The sequence below is a fragment of the Actinoplanes sp. NPDC019969 genome (assembly GCF_055562375.1).
Genome location: NZ_JBVHFK010000017.1, coordinates 62,736 through 81,267, shown reverse-complemented (window position 1 = coordinate 81,267; position 18,532 = coordinate 62,736). Strand labels below are relative to the sequence as shown.

16 protein-coding genes, 2 tRNA genes and 2 pseudogenes are annotated in these 18,532 nt (G+C 69.9%); 13 read left to right on the top strand and 7 right to left on the bottom strand.

The features are described 5' to 3' along the window. Window positions 1-21: 21 nt before the first annotated feature. Window positions 22-1,404 (bottom strand): aldehyde dehydrogenase family protein, encoded by a 1,383-nt coding sequence (locus ACZ3II_RS38270; protein ID WP_465524743.1) that lies wholly within the window; start codon window positions 1,402-1,404, stop codon window positions 22-24. Window positions 1,405-1,495: 91 nt separating this feature from the next. On the opposite strand from ACZ3II_RS38270, the gene ACZ3II_RS38265 reads away from it, so the two are divergent. After that, window positions 1,496-2,620 carry an acyl-CoA dehydrogenase family protein gene (locus tag ACZ3II_RS38265; RefSeq protein WP_465524741.1) on the top strand — a complete coding sequence of 375 codons (1,125 nt, stop codon included), beginning with the start codon at window positions 1,496-1,498 and terminating at the stop codon, window positions 2,618-2,620. A 29-nt stretch (window positions 2,621-2,649) separates the two neighbouring features. After that, complete coding sequence (locus ACZ3II_RS38260; protein ID WP_465524739.1) at window positions 2,650-3,003, top strand: DUF1304 domain-containing protein; 354 nt, start codon at window positions 2,650-2,652, stop codon at window positions 3,001-3,003. 259 nt (window positions 3,004-3,262) lie between these two features. Here ACZ3II_RS38260 and ACZ3II_RS38255 read toward each other — a convergent pair whose 3' ends face one another. Beyond that, window positions 3,263-4,051, bottom strand: a complete 789-nt coding sequence (locus ACZ3II_RS38255; RefSeq protein WP_465524737.1) for an SAM-dependent methyltransferase — start codon at window positions 4,049-4,051, stop codon at window positions 3,263-3,265. A gap of 109 nt (window positions 4,052-4,160) precedes the next feature. On the opposite strand from ACZ3II_RS38255, the gene ACZ3II_RS38250 reads away from it, so the two are divergent. Beyond that, window positions 4,161-5,303, top strand: a complete 1,143-nt coding sequence (locus tag ACZ3II_RS38250; protein WP_465524735.1) for a hypothetical protein — start codon at window positions 4,161-4,163, stop codon at window positions 5,301-5,303. Here the strand turns inward: ACZ3II_RS38250 and ACZ3II_RS38245 are convergent. Beyond that, the gene (locus tag ACZ3II_RS38245) at window positions 5,292-5,717 is read right to left on the bottom strand and encodes a YybH family protein (protein WP_465524859.1); all 426 of its coding nucleotides are present in this window, start codon (window positions 5,715-5,717) and stop codon (window positions 5,292-5,294) included. The two genes, ACZ3II_RS38250 and ACZ3II_RS38245, sit on opposite strands and share 12 nt — an antisense overlap. 57 nt (window positions 5,718-5,774) lie before the next feature. Between ACZ3II_RS38245 and ACZ3II_RS38240 the strand changes: the two genes are divergently transcribed. Next, window positions 5,775-5,847: transfer RNA gene (locus tag ACZ3II_RS38240), tRNA-Asp, on the top strand. 65 nt (window positions 5,848-5,912) lie between these two features. Here ACZ3II_RS38240 and ACZ3II_RS38235 read toward each other — a convergent pair. The 3 genes and pseudogenes from ACZ3II_RS38235 to ACZ3II_RS38225 all read right to left on the bottom strand — a co-directional run. Beyond that, window positions 5,913-6,413 (bottom strand): annotated as a pseudogene (locus ACZ3II_RS38235) (lysoplasmalogenase family protein); the annotation flags it as partial. Then, a complete protein-coding gene (locus ACZ3II_RS38230; RefSeq protein WP_465524733.1) occupies window positions 6,410-7,237 on the bottom strand; it encodes a sterol desaturase family protein in 828 nt (275 codons plus the stop codon). The gene ACZ3II_RS38230 and the pseudogene ACZ3II_RS38235, both read right to left, overlap by 4 nt. Beyond that, a complete protein-coding gene (locus tag ACZ3II_RS38225; RefSeq protein WP_465524731.1) occupies window positions 7,234-7,944 on the bottom strand; it encodes a FadR/GntR family transcriptional regulator in 711 nt (236 codons plus the stop codon). Before ACZ3II_RS38225 ends, ACZ3II_RS38230 begins: the two co-directional genes overlap by 4 nt. Before the next feature lie 256 nt (window positions 7,945-8,200). Between ACZ3II_RS38225 and ACZ3II_RS38220 the strand changes: the two genes are divergently transcribed. From ACZ3II_RS38220 to ACZ3II_RS38210, 3 genes are all read left to right on the top strand, one after another. Continuing rightward, complete coding sequence (locus ACZ3II_RS38220; protein ID WP_465524729.1) at window positions 8,201-9,367, top strand: FIST signal transduction protein; 1,167 nt, start codon at window positions 8,201-8,203, stop codon at window positions 9,365-9,367. A gap of 2 nt (window positions 9,368-9,369) precedes the next feature. Then, complete coding sequence (locus ACZ3II_RS38215) at window positions 9,370-10,710, top strand: diguanylate cyclase domain-containing protein (RefSeq protein WP_465524727.1); 1,341 nt, start codon at window positions 9,370-9,372, stop codon at window positions 10,708-10,710. A 69-nt stretch (window positions 10,711-10,779) separates the two neighbouring features. Beyond that, window positions 10,780-11,745, top strand: coding sequence for a DMT family transporter (locus ACZ3II_RS38210; RefSeq protein WP_465524725.1), 966 nt, complete (start codon window positions 10,780-10,782; stop codon window positions 11,743-11,745). Here ACZ3II_RS38210 and ACZ3II_RS38205 read toward each other — a convergent pair. After that, window positions 11,690-12,346, bottom strand: a complete 657-nt coding sequence (locus tag ACZ3II_RS38205) for an enoyl-CoA hydratase-related protein (RefSeq protein WP_465524723.1) — start codon at window positions 12,344-12,346, stop codon at window positions 11,690-11,692. The two genes, ACZ3II_RS38210 and ACZ3II_RS38205, sit on opposite strands and share 56 nt — an antisense overlap. A gap of 115 nt (window positions 12,347-12,461) precedes the next feature. On the opposite strand from ACZ3II_RS38205, the gene cmk reads away from it, so the two are divergent. The 6 genes and pseudogenes from cmk to ACZ3II_RS38175 form a co-directional block, all read left to right on the top strand. Beyond that, window positions 12,462-13,142: a (d)CMP kinase gene (gene cmk / locus ACZ3II_RS38200; protein ID WP_465524721.1), complete on the top strand. Its 681-nt coding sequence runs from the start codon at window positions 12,462-12,464 to the stop codon at window positions 13,140-13,142. Beyond that, the gene (gene der, locus ACZ3II_RS38195; RefSeq protein ID WP_465524719.1) at window positions 13,139-14,575 is read left to right on the top strand and encodes a ribosome biogenesis GTPase Der; all 1,437 of its coding nucleotides are present in this window, start codon (window positions 13,139-13,141) and stop codon (window positions 14,573-14,575) included. Before cmk ends, der begins: the two co-directional genes overlap by 4 nt. A 51-nt stretch (window positions 14,576-14,626) precedes the next feature. Then, window positions 14,627-14,703, top strand: a tRNA-Pro gene (locus ACZ3II_RS38190). A gap of 577 nt (window positions 14,704-15,280) precedes the next feature. Beyond that, window positions 15,281-16,960: a hypothetical protein gene (locus ACZ3II_RS38185; protein WP_465524717.1), complete on the top strand. Its 1,680-nt coding sequence runs from the start codon at window positions 15,281-15,283 to the stop codon at window positions 16,958-16,960. A gap of 14 nt (window positions 16,961-16,974) precedes the next feature. After that, entirely contained in the window at window positions 16,975-17,628 is a 654-nt protein-coding gene (locus ACZ3II_RS38180; protein WP_465524715.1) for a hypothetical protein, read from the top strand. Window positions 17,629-17,670: 42 nt separating this feature from the next. Further along, a pseudogene (locus ACZ3II_RS38175) lies at window positions 17,671-18,330 on the top strand (transposase family protein); the annotation flags it as partial. Window positions 18,331-18,532: the final 202 nt, after the last annotated feature.

Here is an 18,532-nt window from a genome sequence, read left to right as displayed (position 1 = left end):
GCCCCAAATCGACACGCGGGGTCAGCGGCCGTGGCGCAGCCGGAAGACCTTCAGGGCGCGGGCCATCGTGTGCGGGTCGCGGTCCAGGCGCATCAGGTCCATCGGCGGGCTGAACCGCTGCCGGGTCACCGACTGCGCCCGGGCGAACTCACGTAACCCGTCCGCCCCGTGGATCCGGCCGAACCCGCTGTCGCCCACCCCGCCGAACGGCAGCGCCGGCACACTGGCGAACCCGAGCACCGCGTTGATCGACGCCGCCCCGGTCCGCAGCCGCCGGGCGATGCCGGTCGCCGCGTGCGTGTCCCGGGAGAAGATCGAGGCCGCCAATCCGTACTTGGAGGCATTTGCCCGGAAAATAGCTTCTTCTACGTCTTCAACCGGGTTGACGACGAGCGTCGGCCCGAACGTTTCCTCGGTCACCGCGATGCTGTCCTCAGGAACGTCCGCCAGAACGACCGGGGTGATAAATCCGGACATGATGGAATCGGGACCGCCCACCGTGGCGCGCCCGCCCCGGGCCAGAGCATCCTCGACATGGGCTCGCACGATCCCCGGCTGCTCCGGCGTCGTCATCTCGAACGACCCCACCGCCAGCGCGGACAATGTGGACAAGAAGGCGTCGTAAACCTCGCGAACCACATAGACCCGCTCGACCCCGGCACACGTCTGCCCGGCATTCCCGAACCCCCCGAACGCCGCCGCCCGTGCCGCCGCGTCCAGGTCCGCATCCGCCGCCACGATCAGCGCATCCTTGCCCCCACCCTCGACCACCAGCGGCGTCAGCGTCTCCGCACAGATCGCCATCACCTTCCGCGCCGTCGCCGCCGACCCGGTGAACGCGATCTTGTCGAGCCCCGCCCAGACCAGCGCCGCCCCGGTCGACCCGTCGCCGAGAACCGCCTGCAGCACCGGAACCTCCGGCACCGCATGCGACCACGCGTCCGCGAGCCAGGCGCCGGTCTGCGGTGTGTGCTCGCTCGGCTTGAAGACCACAGCGTTGCCGGCGGCGAGGGCGTACGACACCGAGCCGAGCGGCGTGTACACCGGATAGTTCCACGGCCCGATCACTCCGACCACGCCGAGCGGCAGGTACTCCAGGGTGGCCGCGTGGTTGGCGGCGAGCATCCCGGACGGCACCTTGCGGCGCCCGAGCACCTTGGCGGCGTTGCGGGCGGCCCAGTCCAGGTGCTCGACGGCGAGCATCACCTCGAGGGCCGCGTCGTCGTGCGGCTTGCGGGTCTCGGCGGCGATCACGCCGGCCAGCTCCCCGATGTGCCGGGCGATGTGCCGCTTCCAGGCCAGCAGATGAACCTTGCGCTCCTTGAAGCCCAGCCCGCCCCACCAGGTGGCGGCCGGCCGGGCCCGATCGGCGGCTGCGCCGACGACGTCCGTGGCGGTACCCATGACGGCTCCCTTGCCAAGATTTGATATTTGATATGTTACGGTCGCTGTCAATGTAGCGATTCACCTGCAATAACTCCAGGAAGGTGATGACATGAGCATCGATCTCAGCGACGAGCAGAAGGCCTTCGTCGAGGCTGTCGACGACTTCTGCCGCCGCGAGGCCGGCACTCGCGAGCAGCGCGGCGACACCCCGCACCACGCCGGCCTCTACCAGAAGATGGCCGACCTCGGCTGGCTCGGCATCACCGTCCCCGACGAGTACGGCGGTTCCGGCGCCGGCATGCTCGACACCTGCCTCTTCCTGGAGCGGGTCGGCTACGGTCAGGCCCCGGTCGGTGGCTTCACCACCAGCGCGATCGTCGCCGCCGCCGTGGAACGGTCCGGCAGCGAGGAGCAGAAGAAGACGGTCCTCGGCGGGCTCGTCGACGGCCGCGTCTACTCGATCGCGATGAGCGAACCGGAGGCCGGCTCCGACGTCGCCAACCTGTCCTGCCGGGCCGTCCGCACCGGCGACGGCTGGGTGATCAACGGCCAGAAGACGTGGATCTCCAACGCCCACCTCGCCGACACGATCCTGCTCGTCGCCCGGACCAGCGGCAGCGCCGGCGACCACGCCGGCCTCACCATGCTGCTGGTCCCCGCCGACAGCCCGGGCCTGCGGGTCAGCGGCATCGAGACGATGGGCGGCAAGGAGGTCAACGACGTCTACTTCACCGACGTACGGGTTCCCGCTGACGCCGTGGTCGGCGCCGTCGACCGGGGCTGGCAGCAGTTGATGGCCGGCCTCAACGTGGAACGCCTCATCCTCGCCGCCCTGATGCTCGGCACCGCGCAGCGCGCCTTCGACGACGCCCTCGGCTTCATCCGCGAACGCAAGCAGTTCGGCCGCCCGGTCGGCACGTTCCAGGCCCTGCGCCACCGGATCGCCGACCTCGCCACCGAGATCGAGTGTGTCCGCCTGCTGGTCCACCGGGTCGCCACCCTCACCGACCGGGACCCCGGCAAGGTCCTCCCGCGGGAGAGTTCGATGGTGAAACTGAAGGCCACCGAGGTCGCCCGGGAGGTCGCGCTGGCCGGCATGCAGATGATGGGCGGGTACGGCTACGCCACCGAATACGACATGGAACGCCACGTCCGCGCCACCCTGGTCAGCACGATCTACGGCGGCACCAGCGAGATCCAGCGGGACATCATCGGGAAAACCTACGGGCTCTAGCCGTACGGGGCCCCGGTACGCTCCACCTCATGATGATCATCGGGAACGCCCTCGCCGCGGTCGTGGCACTGATCCACGTGTACATCGCGGTCCTGGAGATGTTCCTGTGGACCAAGCCGCAGGGCCGGAAAGCGTTCAACCTGACGCCGGAGTTCGCCGCCCAGACCCGCGTCCTCGGCCTGAACCAGGGCCTCTACAACGGTTTCCTCGCCGCCGGCCTGTTCTGGGGCCTGCTCGGCGGCGGCTTCGCCGTCATCGTCTTCTTCCTGACGTGCGTAGCCGTCGCCGGCGTCGTCGGCGCCCTCACCGCCAGCCGCCGCATCCTCTACGTCCAGACCGTCCCCGCCGTCCTGGCCCTGATCCCGGTCCTGCTCGCCCACTGACTCTTCGCGAGCCGTCGCCCACGCCGGTTCCCAGCCGCCCGAAGGGCGTCTGCGCGACGGCCGGCGAGCTGAGCCGTCGCTCGCGCCGGTTTCCGGCGGCCTGAAGGCTGTCTGGGCGACGGCCGGCGAGCTGAGCCGTCGCCCACGCCGGTTTCCGGCGGCCTGAAGGCTGTCTGCGCGACGGCCGGCGAACTCAGCCGTCGCTCGCGCCGGTTTTCGGGGTCCGAAGGCCGTCTGTGCGACGGCTGGCGGGCGGGAGCTATTTGAGGGCGACGCCGCCGTACATGAACACCGCGGCGTCGTCGACGCCCTCGTCCTCGGCCGTGGGGTGCCAGTGGTGGACCGGGACGACGCCCGGCTCGATCAGGGTGAAACCGGTGAACAGGGCCTCGACGCCGGCGCGCGGCCGGGCGGCGACCGGAACCCCGTTCTGGTTGTACGTGTTGACGGTGCCCTGGCCGGCCTCGTCGTTGTCGATGGTCACCACCGACAGGGCGAGCGCGCTGCCCGCCGGGAACGGGGCCATCAGCTGGCTGATGATGTCGCGCGCCTCGTCGTCGTCGATCACGTGCTGGAGGACGGCGATCAGTGTGACCGCGACCGGCTGCGCCGGGTCGAAGCCCTCACGGACGGCGTCGGACTCCAGGATCGTGCGGGGTTCGCGCAGGTCGGCGTCCAGGTAGGACACGGCGCCGGTGCCGACCGGGGTGAGCAGCGCCCGCGCGTGGGTGAGCACGAGCGGGTCGTTGTCGACGTACACGATCGTCGCGTCGGGGGCCTCGCGCTGGACGACCTCGTGCAGGTTCGGTGACGTGGGCAGGCCGGTCCCGACGTCGAGGAACTGGCGGATGCCGCGCCCGGCGAGATGGGTGACGGCCTTCGCCATGAACCGGCGGTTGGCCTTCATCGAGATCGGCAGCAGCGGCGTGTGCTTGAGGGCCTGTTCGGCGGCGCGCCGGTCGGCCTCGAAGTTGTCCTTGCCGCCCAGCAGGTAGTCGTAGATGCGCGCCGAGTGGGGACGATCGGTCTGCAGGTCGCCGGGTGGCATGGGGGGCTCCTCGAGAACGGTCAGCGGGGCTTCAACATGACACATCGGACACCGTGAGGGCTAGCCCCGGAGGCGTACGGCGTACCGGAAATCGATCTAGCATGGGGTGATGCGGCTGACCGCGAGAGAGCAGAAGATCGCTGGCGAAGCCGGCATCGCCGTGTTCGGGAACCGGCTGATCCTGGGCGCGCAGCCGCCGGTCGACGACGACACGCTGCGTGCGGTGGCCGCCCGCTGCACCGGCGCGCTCCCGCCGGGGCTTGTCGCCCTGTGGAGGACCACTTTCGGGGGCGCGATCGACTACCGGCTGGACGATCAGATCTCGTTCACCGAGCTGTTCTATCCCGATTCCGACGGATATCAGGATCTCTGGGGCTGGATCGATCATGAGGCGGAGATCGGTCGGGCCGAGCGGCTGCGATACCTGCCGTTCGGTGGCTTCGAATACCTGGAACGGGTCTATGTGGACACCGCGGACGGGCCGGCGCACGGCGCCGTCGTCTACTGGCAGCAGGGACTGCCGCCGGGCTGGGAGCTGACCGAGGGTGACCGCGGGGGCGCGCTGGCCGCCGATGTGCCGGAGCTGTTCGGGCGCCTCGCGCTGGAGGACGACCCGTGGGACGGCGACGCGGACACCGGCGCGGAGCTGCGTGACGCCGTCGACGAGCTGGCGGAGGGAGAGCCGGAGGTCGCCGCGAAGCTTCGTGACCTGGTCCGGTCCGCGGTGCTGGACTGGCGCGGCGCCGTGGACGACGGCTCTGTCGCCACCGACCCGAGGTTGCGGCGGCTGGCGATCGACCGGGTCGCCGCGGCCGGGGACACGGGCATGCTGGAGCGTCTCGCCGCGATCGGCTGCGACCTGGCCGAACCGGTGCGCAGTGGGCTGACCGCGATCGACATCGCCCTGCTCGGCACGCGCCTGGACACCGTCGAGTGGCTGCTCGCCCGGAACGTCCCCGTCGTCAACACGCTGCGGGTGGGCTCGCACGCTGTCGGGCCCGACCTGGCCCGGCGCCTGATCGACCGGGGCGCCGTGGTCACCGCGGACGCGGTCGGCCGGGCTCTCGACGACGGCGACCCGGACGTGATCCGGTTGCTGGCCGGCGCCCTGCCCGCGACGGACGGGCTGCGCGACGCGGCGATGCGGATCCGGATGCTCGCCGCCCAGGCCCGGCACGCCGCCGAGAAGTCCGGCGAGGACCGGGACCGGCGCCGGGCGGAGGTGCTGACCGAACTCGCCTCACGGCTGTAGGTCGAGCGCAGCCTTCCCGGTGGCCGCGTCGAACGGCACCGACTCGTGGTCGTGGACGATCAGCCATCGGCCGTCGATCCGGCGGCAGCCGAGCGTGGCCCGGACCCACATGTCGACTTCGCCGCCGGTCTTCAGGGTGCCGCTGACGTGGTAGAGGAACGAGCAGAACCCGACGTCACCGTCCACGGTGACGTTCAGGTCCCGTACCTCGTAGCCGATGTCGGAGGCGTAGGAGCCGAACCAGGCCCGGGTGGCCTCCTCGACCGCCTCGTTGCCGCGCGCGTGCAGCGGCGGCAACACGTTGAACGTGATGATGTCCGGGTGCTGCCGTGCGGCCAGGGGTACGGGGTCCTTCGCCGCCACCGCCGCCACCCGTTCGGCCACGAGTTCACGGAGTTCCGCTTCACCGTCCATGGAACCGGGTCGTACCCGGGGGCGGCGAGACCAATCGTTAGACTCCTCGATCGGGTGAGGGTCGTAGCGCAGAGGTCGTCGCGCCATCTTGTCAGGAGGGAAGACGCCGGTTCGAATCCGGCCGGCCCTCACCCACCCGGTGGCGATCAGGTAGAGCGCGGCCGCGTACGTCGTCATCACCAGCACGCCGTGCGCCGGCGGCCGGAGACCCGCCGCGCCCAGCCCGATCAGCAGGTCCGACACGAGGAACAACGCGCCGCCGGCGGCGATCCGCCGGGACACCCCCGCTGCCGCCGCGGCCATCGCGGTCAGCGCCAGGCTGTAGACCATCACCGGTACGCGCAGATCACCGAGCCGTTCCCACAGCAGCAGGTTCGCCAGCACCCAGAGCAGCCCGTAGCCGAGCAGGTACATCCTGGTGAACGGGCGGAACGCCAGGATCAGGCAGATCTGCGTGCCGAGGAAGAATCCCATCCCGATCAGGAACGCGGTCGGGGAGTCGACGAGCAGGGCGATGTCCCCGGCGGTGGCGAACACGAGCGCCAGGGCGACCAGGTCACGGTGCCCGCGTTGCAGCAGGTACGCGATGAGAAGCGGCCCGAGCAGCGGTTTCGCGACCCATTGCACCGCCGTCCAGTCCGCCGCCACCGCGATCACCTCGATCGCGGCGACGGCCAAGAAGATCCGGCGGATCATGCGGCGGGCTGCCAGCCGGGGCGGCCGAAGAGGTAACCGGCCCGGTCCCGCCAGCTCGTCGCGCCGCGCAGGTCCCGCCAGATCGCCGCGTACTCGTGCGTGGCCACCTTGAGCGGGTTGTACGTCTCGAGGTTCGTGGTCAGCCCGTACATCACCCGTTCGCCCTCGGGCTCGAAACTGCGGAACATCCGATCCCAGACGATCAGGATGCCGCCGTAGTTGCGATCCAGGTACGGGTCGTTCGAGCCGTGGTGCACCCGGTGGTGCGACGGCGTGTTGAAGAACCACTCGACCGGCCTGGGCAGACGGTCGATCCGCTCGGTGTGCAGGAAGAACTGGTACGCCAGGCTGATCGACTGCTGCAGGAAGATCATCCACGGGGGGAAGCCGAGCGCGGCCAGCCCGAGCCAGAACGGCAGCGCGGTCATCGGCGTCCAGCTCTGCCGCAGCGCCGTCGACAGGTTGAAGAACCGGCTGGAATGGTGCACCACGTGCCCGGCCCAGAACACCCGTACCTCGTGGTGCAGCCGGTGGAACCAGTAGTAGGCGAGGTCGTCGAGGAAGAACAGCAGCACCCAGACCCACCAGTCGTGCGGGTCCAGCTTCAGCGGGCTGACCACGTACAGGCCGGCGAACAGGACCGCCGTGACCAGCTTCCACGGGACGCCGATGATCTGGCTGCCCAGGCCCATCGACAGGCTGGTGGCGGTGTCGCGGGCCTCGTACCCGCGCTCCTCGTCGTCCGGCAGGAACCGGAACGACAGGAACTCCATGACGATCAGGAGCAGGAACGCCGGTACGGCGTAGAGCACGGCGGGGATCACGAGCGCTCGGCCTTCGCGCTGGGAACGAGCGGGGTGAGCAGCGCCCGGGCCGCCTGCTCCGCGCCGGCGCTGTCACCGCCGTCGATGAGAGCGGCGAGGCGGCGGTGCGCGGCGACGTCGAGCAGCTCGGCGGCCCGCAGGTGCGGCGGCACGTGGCCGACGGCCAGGTCGCCGGAGGTGAGGCTGTTGTACGCCAGCAGGTACGCGATGTTGCCGGAGCCCTCGATGATCCGACGCCACACGGCCAGGTCGGCCACGCCCATCGCGGTCAGATCGGGAACCGCCGCCGCGTACGCCTCGACGGCCCCGGCCACGGCGGCCTTCGCCTCCGGGGTGGCGCGCAGGGCGCACAGCCGGGCCGCGTCGGCGCCGATGCTGACCCGCATCTCCATCACGTCGCGGGCCAGCGACGGCACCGGCAGCACGTCACCGGCCCGGGTCAGCGCCATCGCCAGGTCCAGGCCGGCGGTGGCCCGCCAGTCCTGGGCCCGGGTGGCGCCGCCCTGGCTGACCTTGACCAGGCCGAGCTGCTGCAGGCGGCGCAGCGCCTCCCGGACGGCGTGCCGGTTGACGCCGAAGGAGGCGGCCAGGTCCCGCTCGCTGGGGAGGGGGTCGCCGGCTGCGTAACGGCCGCCGAGAACGGCGTCACGCAGCCGGCCGAACACCTGATCGGAGACGGATTGCCGGTCGAGCGGTGCGAACGTCATGACGGGCAGTGTGCCCGCCCTCACATCAACCCGTCAACTGGTTGGACCAGTTCAAGACCCGGCTGGGACGGGCATGCATGGCCCGCACCCGGGGGCGGTCGTGAGGTGACGCCTGCCGTAGCCGCCGCGAGGCACGGGACCCTGCGTGGCCCGTACGACAAAGGTGTTTTCCCGCAACGCCTCAGGAGGCGCGCCGCATCGCCGATGTGTCGACCCGGACGGCACGCGCGGCGGGCCGCCAGGCGGAGGGGCGGACATGGGCGCGACCGGAGAACGCTGGTTCGGAGTCGGACGCAGCCTGGCGGCGGACCCTGCCGAAGCCGGCGCGCAAGCCTGCCGGGAGGCGCTCGGCGGGCGCAAAGCCGGCCTGCTCGTGGTGTTCGCGTCGCTGACCCACGCCACCCTCGAGATGGCGCAGGCGGTGCACGCCGAAGCCGGCGGCGACGTGCTCATGATCGGCTGCTCGACGTCGGGGGAGTACACCACCGACGGCCTCGGCGCGGGCGTCGTCGTCAACGCGCTCGGCGGCTACTCCACGGCGGTCCGCGCGGTGCCGCGCGAGGTCGACGACCTGTACGAGGCCGGCATCACCGCCGCCTCCTGCCTCGACGACATCGCCGGCGAACACAAGGTCGTGCTGCTGCTCGGCGACGGCCGCAGCAGCGACCAGCAGGAGATGGTGCGCGGCGCCTACACCGTCGCCGGCGCCTCCGTGCCGCTCGTCGGCGGATGTGCCGGCGACAACGTCACCCAGACCGGCACCTTCCACTTCTTCAGCGACGGCACGACGGTCCGGCTGATGCCGAACGCGGTGCTCGGCGCGGCCCTCGGCGCACCCGTGCCGTTCGGCATCGCCGCCGCGCACGGCTGGCACAAGGTCGGCGACCCGATGGTCGTCACCCGCAGCGAGTCCGGCACCATCTACGAACTCGACGGCGAACCGGCCCTCGACGTCTACCTGCGCCGCACCGGCGCCGCCCCCGGCCTGGAGACCGACCCGGACGCGTTCCTGCAGTTCGCGACGGTACGCCCGCTCGGGATGGCCCGCCGCAGCGGCGAGGACATCCGGATCATCTTCGCCGCCGACCCGGCCGAACGGTCCCTCTCCGGCCTCGCCGACACCCCGGAAGGCGCGATGGTCTGGTTCATGGAGGCCGACGCCGACGAGATCGTCGACGCGTCGGCGGTCGCGGCGGTCGCGGCGGTCTCGCAGGTCACCGACCCGCTGGGGGTGCTGGTCTTCGACTGCTGCGTACGGCCCATCGCGCTCGGCCCCGACCGCACCGACCTGGCCGTAGCCCGGCTGCGGGACGCGATCGAGCCCCTGCCGTACGGCGGATTCTGGTCCAACGGCGAGATCGTCCGGAAACCGCAGGCCAAAGGCATGCACCACCTGACCGTCGTCGCGCTCGCCGTCGGCTGACCATGTCCGGCTGGTCCACCCTCCAGCTCGCCGAGTTCTTCAGCGCCATCACCCGCGCCGGAACCATCGGCAGCGCCGCCCGGATCGCCGTTCAGCGTGCCGCCGAATCCACCGACGCCGAGGTGGCGGCAGTGGTGTGCGACGACGGCGTGCCCGCGGCGATCGGCCTCGGCCGGAACCCGTCCCCGTCCGCGTTCACCGGCCTGCTCCCCGGAACCGTCGCGCTCCCCGGCATCGGGCTGATGCACGTGATCGTTCAGCCCCTCGACCGCGACACCGAGGACCGGCTGATCGTCGCGCGCGCCGACGAGCCGTTCGCCGCCGAGGAACGCCAGATGCTGCAGGGCATGGCCCGGGTCCTCGGGCTGGCTCTGCGCAGCCTGCGCACCCTCGCCGCGGAACGCCAGGTGCGGGAGGCCCTGGAACGCCGGGAACGCCTCCTCGAGACGTTGCTGCGCGTGCAGCGTTCGGCGAACCAGCGGGTCCCCCTCGACGACGTCCTCCACATGATCACGTCGGGCGCCGCCGAACTGCTGGACGACGTGACGGTGGCGCTGGTCATCCGCGACGCGGTCGCGTCGATGAGCGGCGCCCCCGTCGACAGCACCGCCCTGACCGACGCCGCCCACCACGCGATGACGGCATGCGGGCCGGCGTCCGGGGACCGTTCCCTCGCCACCCCGGTCCTGATCGAGGGCACCGTCGCCGGCGCCCTCGTCTTCACCGGCTCCGCCGACGTGGCCGACCACCAGGACGTTCTCCTCGCCTTCGCCGAGCAGGCCAGCCTGGCCCTCACCGGCGCGCACACGCTCGCCGCCGTGCACGAGGCCCACCATGACCCACTGACCCGCCTGCCCAACCGCGGCCTGTTCCTGCAGCGCGTCGAGGACTCCCTGGCCGCCGACCCGACCCCCGCCGCCTCCGCCCTGCTCTACCTCGACCTGGACCTGTTCAAACAGGTCAACGACACCCTGGGCCACGCCGCCGGCGACGAGCTGCTGCGGGCCGTGGCCGGCCGCCTCCGCGCCGCCGTCCGCGACATCGACATGGCCGCCCGCCTCGGCGGCGACGAGTTCGCCGTCCTCCTCGACGGCATCGCCCACGAGGGCCAGGCCCGCGACATCGCCCAGCGCGTCATCGACTCCATCGGCCTGCCGTACGACATCGCCGGCCGCACCATCGTCACCCGCGCCAGCGTCGGCATCGCCTACAGCGGCGGCCGCTCCGCCGAGCGGCTGATCGAGGAGGCGGACCTCGCCATGTACCGCGCCAAGAAATCGCGCAAGGGCACCTTCCAGGAGTTCGAGCCGCACATGCGCCTCGATCTCTCGCAGGCCTGCTGACGCCGACGAGGGACGCGAGGTCCGAATTCCGCTAGCGGAGGTGGCGCGTGGCGCGGTTTGCTGGCGGGCATGACCGGAGATGTCGTACGTTCCTCGCGCGCCGCCATGGCCGCCGCCACCGTCACGGTCGTTCTGTGGGCGTCCGCGTTCGTGGGGATCCGGGCCGCCGCACCGTACTTCTCGCCGGGATCGCTCGCGCTCGGCCGGCTGCTCGCCGGCTCCGTGACGTTGCTGATCTTCCTGGCCGTACGCCGCCAGGGTCTGCCCCCGCGGGCCGCCTGGCCCGGCATCCTGATCTCCGGGGTGATCTGGTTCGGTCTCTATATGGTCGCCCTGAACTGGGGCGAGCAGCTCGTCGATGCCGGCACCGCCGCCATGCTGGTGAACGTCGGCCCGGCAGTGATGGCCCTGCTGGCTGGTTGGCTGCTGCACGAGGGCTTCCCGCCGCGCCTGCTCGCCGGGATCGCGGTCTCGTTCGCCGGCACCGTGATCGTCGGCCTCTCGATGTCCGGAAGCGGTCACTCCTCCGTACTCGGTGTGGTGCTCTGCCTGATCGCCGCGGTCACCTACGCCGGCGGGGTGGTCGCCCAGAAACCCGCGCTGAAGCACGCGACGGCGCTGCAGGCGACCACGTTCGGCTGCGTGATCGGCGCGGTCGCCTGCCTCCCGTTCGCGGGCCAGCTGATCGCGGACGTCCGGTCCGCCCCGTGGACGATCACCCTGAACGTCGTGTACCTCGGCGTCTTCCCGACCGCCATCGCGTTCACCACCTGGGCGTACGCGCTGGCCCGCACGACCGCCGGGAAGATGGGCTCCACCACGTACGCCGTACCCGCCGTGGTGGTCCTGATGTCCTGGCTCCTGCTCGACGAGATCCCCGGCTGGCTGACCCTGCTCGGTGGGGCGCTGTGCCTGGCCGGGGTCGCGGTGTCCCGGAGCCGTCCGAAAACGGTCACTCAGCCGGAGGAGCGTACCGCCGTCAGATCTGGGGTGACCGCAACGCCTGGAGAACCTGAGGGTAGAGACGGGCCTTGATCGTGCCGAGCCCATCGCCGGCCTTGCCGAGGTGGGCCTTGGCCAGGGCGATCGCGGTCGGCAGCACGTCGTCGGCGGCGACCGCCCGGTCGATGATGTGGCGTTCCGCGGCTTCTGCGCCACCGTAACGGCGGGCGGTGACCATCGCCTCGTGGGCGTTCTGCGGGGTCAGGCGGGCCTGGATGAGGGCGCTCATGCCGGGTGTGAAGGGCAGGCCGATGTCCGCTTCCGGCAGGCACCAGAAGCCGCGGTCGGCGCGCATCACGCGCAGATCATGGGCGAGCGACACCATGGCGCCTCCGGCGAAGCAGTGGCCTCCGATGGCGGCGACGGTCACCATGGGCAGGGTCAGCAGGCGGGCGAGGAGCTGCTGTACGGAGATGACGTACGCCACCCGCTGCTCCGGGTGTTCGCCGAGCCAGTCCAGGTCGAGCCCCAGGCTGTAGTGCTTGCCGGTGGCGGTGGTGACGAGCGCGGCCGGGGCCTTCTCGACGTCGTCGAGCAGGGTGTTGACGGTGGTGATGAAGTCGGGGTGGAGCCGGTTCTCGTCGTCGCCGAGGTCGAGAACGTAGACGTCGTCGTGGCGGTCCAGGGTCGGCATGGCAGGCCTCCTTAGTTACTTGCCAGTAACATACTGGACGAGCCCCGGTTCGTCGATGACTGCGTACCCGGGCACAATGGGAGGGTTGGTTTGCCGGAGACCCTCAGGAGGAACGGTGGCGCTTCAGGAACGGCCGGAGAAGTGCGTGGTGGCCGTCGACGGCCCGTCCGGGTCGGGCAAGTCCACCGTCTCCCGGCGGCTGGCCACCGCGGTCGACGGCGTCTACCTCGACACCGGCGCCATGTACCGGGCGGTGACCTGGGCCGTCCTCCAGGCCGGCGCCGACCTCGCGGACCCCGACGCCATCGCCAAGATCGCGTTGGAGACCGAGCTGTCGATCGGCACCGACCCCCTCGCCCCGCACTTCGCCGCCAACGGGACCAACGTCGACGCCCCGATCCGCGGCGCCGAGGTCACCGGCGCCGTCTCCGCGGTCGCCGCCGTCCCGGCCGTCCGCAAACACCTGGTCCTGCTCCAGCAGGCGATCATCGCCGCGCACCCGCGGATCATCGTCGAGGGCCGCGACATCGCCTCCGTGGTCGCCCCCGACGCCGACCTCAAGGTCTACCTGACGGCGTCCGCCGCCGCCCGCGCCGCCCGGCGCAGCGCCGAGGACGCCACCGACGTCGCCGCCACCGAGGCCGACCTGGCCCGCCGCGACGAACTCGACTCCACCCGGGCCGTCGACCCGCTCAAGCAGGCGTCCGACGCCCTTGAGGTCGACACGACCGGCATGGGCATCGACGAGGTCGTTGCCCACCTCCTGCATCTGCTGAACAGCAAGGTAAGTAAGTGACTGAGCTTCCCGCCGGCCTCGACCTCAACGACTTCGAAGGAGGGTTCGACCTTTCTTCTTTCGGGGGCGAATCGCCTTCCGAGGAATTCACCGGCCCCGTCCCCGTCGTCGCCGTCGTCGGCCGCCCCAACGTGGGCAAGTCGACCCTGGTCAACCGCATCATCGGCCGCCGCCAGGCGGTCGTCGAGGACAAACCCGGCGTGACCCGCGACCGGGTCCCCTACGACGCCCAGTGGAGCGGCCGCCGGTTCACCGTCGTCGACACCGGCGGCTGGGAACCCGACGCCCGCGACCGCGCCGCCGCCATCGCCGCCCAGGCCGAGATCGCCGTGCAGACCGCCGACGTGGTCGTCTTCGTGGTGGACGTCTCCGTCGGCGCCACCGACGTCGACGAGGCCGCGGTCAAGATGCTGCGCCGCAGCCACAAGCCGGTCATCCTGGTCGCCAACAAGGCCGACAACCAGAACCTGGAACTCGAAGCCGTCTCCCTGTGGTCCCTGGGCCTCGGCGAGCCGCACCCGATCTCCGCCCTGCACGGCCGCGGCTCCGGCGACCTGCTCGACGACATCCTCAACGCGCTGCCGCCGACCCCGCCGGTCACCGAGGGCGGTCCCCGCGGCCCCCGCCGTGTCGCGCTGGTCGGCCGCCCCAACGTCGGCAAGTCCAGCCTGCTCAACCGTCTCGCCAAGGAGGAGCGCGCGGTCGTCGACTCGGTCGCCGGCACCACCGTCGACCCGGTCGACAGCCTGGTCGAGATGGCCGGCGAGGTGTGGCAGTTCGTCGACACGGCAGGCCTGCGCAAACGCGTCCACCAGGCGTCCGGCACGGAGTACTACGCCTCCCTGCGCACCGCAGGCGCCGTCGAAGCCGCCGAGGTCGCCGTCGTCCTGCTGGACTCCGGCGAGGTCATCAGCGAACAGGACCAGCGCGTCATCACCCAGGTCATCGAGTCCGGCCGCGCCCTGGTCATCGCGTTCAACAAATGGGACCTGGTCGACGAGGACCGCCGGTTCTACCTGGACAAGGAGATCGACCGCGACCTCAAACGGGTGACGTGGGCCGTACGGGTCAACATCTCCGCCAAGACCGGTCGCGCCGTCGACAAACTGGCCCCTGCCATCCGCCGCGCCCTGGCCTCGTGGGAGACCCGCGTCCCCACCGGCGCCCTGAACCAGTGGCTCACCGCCCTGACCCAGGCCACCCCCCACCCGGTCCGCGGCGGCCGTGCCCCCCGCGTCCTGTTCGCCACCCAGGCCGGCGCGGCCCCGCCCCGCTTCGTGCTCTTCACGACCGGCCCGTTCGACGCCGGGTACCTCCGGTTCATCGAACGCAAGCTGCGCGAGGAGTTCGGCTTCGAGGGCACACCCATCGAGATCTCGGTGAAACCCCGCAAGAAGCTCGGGCCGGGGGGTCGCGGAAAAGCCCACGGGTGAGGTTGGTAGTCTTTAGGAGATGTCGCGCGGGGCTGAGGCTCCGGGCGGGATCGGGCTGTAGCGCAGCTTGGTAGCGCACTTGACTGGGGGTCAAGGGGTCGCAGGTTCAAATCCTGTCAGCCCGACCATTGAAAAGCCCTGACCAGCACGAATGCTGGTCAGGGCTTTTGTTTTGGCCTATTGAGTTTTGAACCGTCCCCCGAAAACCCCTGATTCACCCGAATCGGCGGGCGGGATCGTCATCATTGATCACCGGTTGTCAGCCGCCGATCATGACCCGGGGCTGAGCCAAGGGCGGCGGACGCATCTCGCCCGCGGCCCTCTGATCTCGCGACTCCCCTCGTCTGTGCCGACTTCGTGCGGAACATGAGCGAGCAGTGAACCCAGGGCTCGCCATCGGCGTGTACCGCATCGAGGAGCTACGACAGCGCTGATCGGAGAGTCCGTCTTCCGGTACCGGCTGGTTCGGCTCTGCCGGTTCGGATATCCCTGGGCTCTTCGTGCTTCGGAGGTGGTCAGGTACCAAGAGAACAGCCGGCGTTGAGTCGCGGGCCGTAATCCCAGCCAGGTGGCAGCGGTTCATGATCGGTGACGTTTTGGCTCGTGGAGAACAGCTTCAGTCAGATCAACAATTGCATTCCTCGATCGCTGGCGCTTGGCACGTGACCAGCCAGGAGGAGACGAAGCAATCACGGGGAGGACGACGTGGCCGGCGGCATCATCTATGACACCAACTTCTACGCCGCGCTCGAAGCCGAGGTGAACGCGTTCCGCAAGGCCTTGACGAAGCGCTGGCGTGAAGAGGTGGCGACCGCTGTCCGGCAAGGCGGTTCGTTCAGGACTGCGTTCCACCGCTACCAGCATCCCTATGACGGGGCGGACCTCTGGGACTACTGGGATCCGATCAGCCAGGTCCATCTGTTCTGGGGCTCGTGCGAGGTCATCAAGTGGGTGCAGGGCGGCCAGCAGGGCGGCGTTCCCTCCTGTCCAGGCCGTACCTTCAGCCCGGAGATGGGCTACCCGCCGATCACGGTCACCGATCGCAACGGCGTCGAAGTGGCCACGCCGAGCGAGATCACCTGTGGCATGAATTCGATCATGCAGCACGTCGAGTACTGGGCGTACGCCGAAGGCACCGCGGTTCTCGGCAAGCTGCCGCACTTCGACAGGCATGACCAGCGCGCGATCGAGGCAGCGCAGCAGGCACTCATTGCGATCGGCGGTCCGCTGGGCCTGGAGTCCGCGCCTTCCGACGCCGGCTTCACGCCCGCAAGCAATGCCGATCTGAGCAACAAGATCCGAAAGCTCATCGGCGAGGACGGTCGGGATGCGGGTTGGTTCGTCGGCTGGACCGGACTGGCCGCCGGCAAACTCAAAGGCGGCTTCTTCGCCTCGATCGCTCCGACCCTGCACAACCAGGCGGGGATCGCCGCGAGCCTCCACAACCTCTACAGTGCCCGAGGCACCATCATCCAGGAGATGCGGTCCGGCTCGCTCAAGATCCTCAGCGACGCCGGCAAGGCACTCGATGCGACTAAAGAGATCACCACCGACCTCAACCCCGTCTGGCAGACATTCCAGGGAATGGGCACGGCGCTCAGCATCGCCGGCGGCTGGAACCCTCCTCTGGGAGCCTTCGGTGCCAGTGTCCAGCTCATCGGCATCATCGGGCAGAACTTCGCACCGAAAATCAAGCAAACTACGTACGCCCACGACGTCGAGGCGGTGATGACCGCCCTCTGGAACCATCTCGACGAGCAAGCCTTCGACCTGCTCGACCGGGAGAACGACTACAACAATGGCATCCACAGCCTCCGCGACACCGTCTTCGGCTACCACAGCTTCAACCTGGAGTTGTACGACCTGACCGAGAACACCGCCACCGGCGATCCCGGCGGCAGGGACGACGGATTCCACATGGCCGTCGACACCGTCCTGGAACTCGCCGACACCTGCTACGAATGCGCGGAGTTCTTCGAGCGGCAGCTCATTCCGAAGATCGCCGACGTCCAAGCGGCCGATGCCTCACTGGCCACTGCGGACGGCTCTGTTGGCATGGCCGACCCGAAGGTCAAGGCCATGGTCGCGGAGTACGGTGAGTATCTGAGGACCGCATGCGGGCGCCTCTATCTTGCGGGCGAGCAGATCAAGGCGGCAGCGCAGGCCTACTCGGCGACCGACTCGGACGCCGGTAAGGCCTTCACGTCGGTCATGCAGGACTGGGACGAGCCCCCCGCTCCGAGTCACGCCGGCGCCTGGGCAGGCGACACCGATCGCAGCGGCTGGCAGGTACACATTCCGGGCGCGCCCCCGTATGTCAACGACACGACCCCCGGCGGCAACGACACGGGCGACCAGGACTACGAGACGGAGGCCAACCGGTGATGAGACGAGCAACGATGACCGGCATCGTCGCCACGCTTCTTCTGGCGGGCTGCGACTCGTCAACCGACCCTGGCAAGGACGAGCCGAGGACGCTGCCTCCGTCGCCGGCCCAGTCGCCATACCCGGCAGCGTCCACTGCCCAGCAAGCCACGGAGGCCGAGCTCAAGGCGGTCTGCGACGAATTGGACAGGACCGTGACGCTGCCCGGCGAGACGACCGTCCAATACGCTGCCGAGTTCAACTACACAGTGCTCGCGACGAATGCGCCGATGTGCGGCATCGAACCGGACGGCGAGTACTACGAGGTGGCCACCAAAGTGCCTGTTTTCGGCCGGGCCGGGTTCAACTACGGCAGATACTCAGACGCGGACATGCGGAAGGTCGGATATTCGAAGTACACGCCCGAGACGGCGGGGGAGCTCCTCACCCTCGATGAAGAGGATGCCTTGACCGACGAGTTGCCGTGCGCGGCCGAGCCCTGCAAGAACGACATCCACGGATACCAGTACAACTTCCGCTTCGAGGCCGTCATGGGCAACGTCTCGGTGAACGCGAAGTTCGACTACATCACCACGGACGTCAAGGGCGACAAGAAGCCGCAGTACCGAGCGCAGGCGATCGAGGCGTTCAAGACTTCGATGGAAACCATCAACGCCGGCCTCACCTGAAGATGTCCGGCCGTAGGCGGCCTCGCTGGTGTTGATCATGCGGTGGGAAAAGCTCGGCATCGCCGGACGCGGTCGCGCATCCGCAGCCACCGCCAGCAGCGCAGATCACGATGGCGGCGGCTGAACCCCGGCCGCCAGGCTCTGCTGGCGCTGGCCCATCTGCGCAACGGCGACACCTACACTCGCCTCGCCGCCGGCTTCGAGATCGGCATTGCGACTGCTTGGCGTTACGTTCAGGAAGCGATTGCCCTGCTCAGCGCAGCGGCCGAGGACCTGGACACGGCCATGCGGCGCATCCGGCTGCCGGCGTACGCGATCCTCGACGGCACCCTGATCCCGATCGACCGCGTCGCTGATCAGAAGCCGTACTACTCCGGCAAGCACCAGCGCCACGGCGTGAACGTGCAGGTCATCGCTGACGCACTCGGACGCCTGGTCTGGGCCTCGGCTGCGCTGCCCGGCGCCACCCACGACCTGACCGCTGCCCGCCGCCATGGCATCATCGACGCGCTGACCAGCGCAGACGTCACGACTTTCGCTGATAAGAGTTACCAAGGCGCGCGCGGCAGCGTGCGCACCCCGTTCAAGCGGCGCGGCTTCCGGCCGAAGCTGTCACGCCGGCAGAAGACGGTCAACCGAGCGCACGCCAAGATCCGCGCCCGCGGCGAGCGGGCGATCGCCACCCTCAAGACCTGGAAGATCCGTAGCGCACCTTGACCGCTGGTACCGAAACCCGCCAAAAGCAAGTGTTACTGCCGACCGGGCCTTCAGATGGACTTCGGCCGGCGGCAGTCCTGCGGACCTTGGAAGGCGCGAGCGACAACTCGGTCGGCCTCCCCTCTCGCCTCTCTGGTCCTGAGCGAACGGCACCTCGGTGCTGGTGAGGGCTCTTGAGAAGGGCCGG

Excerpts from the sequence above, each read along its gene's own strand:
- ACZ3II_RS38270 (WP_465524743.1), bottom strand. The coding sequence starts at position 1,404 with ATGGGTACCGCCACGGACGTCGTCGGCGCAGCCGCCGATCGGGCCCGG.
- ACZ3II_RS38215 (WP_465524727.1), top strand. The coding sequence starts at position 9,370 with ATGTCCGGCTGGTCCACCCTCCAGCTCGCCGAGTTCTTCAGCGCCATC.
- ACZ3II_RS38225 (WP_465524731.1), bottom strand. The coding sequence starts at position 7,944 with ATGACGTTCGCACCGCTCGACCGGCAATCCGTCTCCGATCAGGTGTTC.
- ACZ3II_RS38220 (WP_465524729.1), top strand. The coding sequence starts at position 8,201 with ATGGGCGCGACCGGAGAACGCTGGTTCGGAGTCGGACGCAGCCTGGCG.
- ACZ3II_RS38260 (WP_465524739.1), top strand. The coding sequence starts at position 2,650 with ATGATGATCATCGGGAACGCCCTCGCCGCGGTCGTGGCACTGATCCAC.
- ACZ3II_RS38180 (WP_465524715.1), top strand. The coding sequence starts at position 16,975 with ATGACCGGCATCGTCGCCACGCTTCTTCTGGCGGGCTGCGACTCGTCA.
- ACZ3II_RS38210 (WP_465524725.1), top strand. The coding sequence starts at position 10,780 with ATGACCGGAGATGTCGTACGTTCCTCGCGCGCCGCCATGGCCGCCGCC.
- ACZ3II_RS38245 (WP_465524859.1), bottom strand. The coding sequence starts at position 5,717 with ATGGACGGTGAAGCGGAACTCCGTGAACTCGTGGCCGAACGGGTGGCG.
- ACZ3II_RS38255 (WP_465524737.1), bottom strand. The coding sequence starts at position 4,051 with ATGCCACCCGGCGACCTGCAGACCGATCGTCCCCACTCGGCGCGCATC.
- ACZ3II_RS38205 (WP_465524723.1), bottom strand. The coding sequence starts at position 12,346 with ATGCCGACCCTGGACCGCCACGACGACGTCTACGTTCTCGACCTCGGC.
- ACZ3II_RS38265 (WP_465524741.1), top strand. The coding sequence starts at position 1,496 with ATGAGCATCGATCTCAGCGACGAGCAGAAGGCCTTCGTCGAGGCTGTC.
- ACZ3II_RS38250 (WP_465524735.1), top strand. The coding sequence starts at position 4,161 with ATGCGGCTGACCGCGAGAGAGCAGAAGATCGCTGGCGAAGCCGGCATC.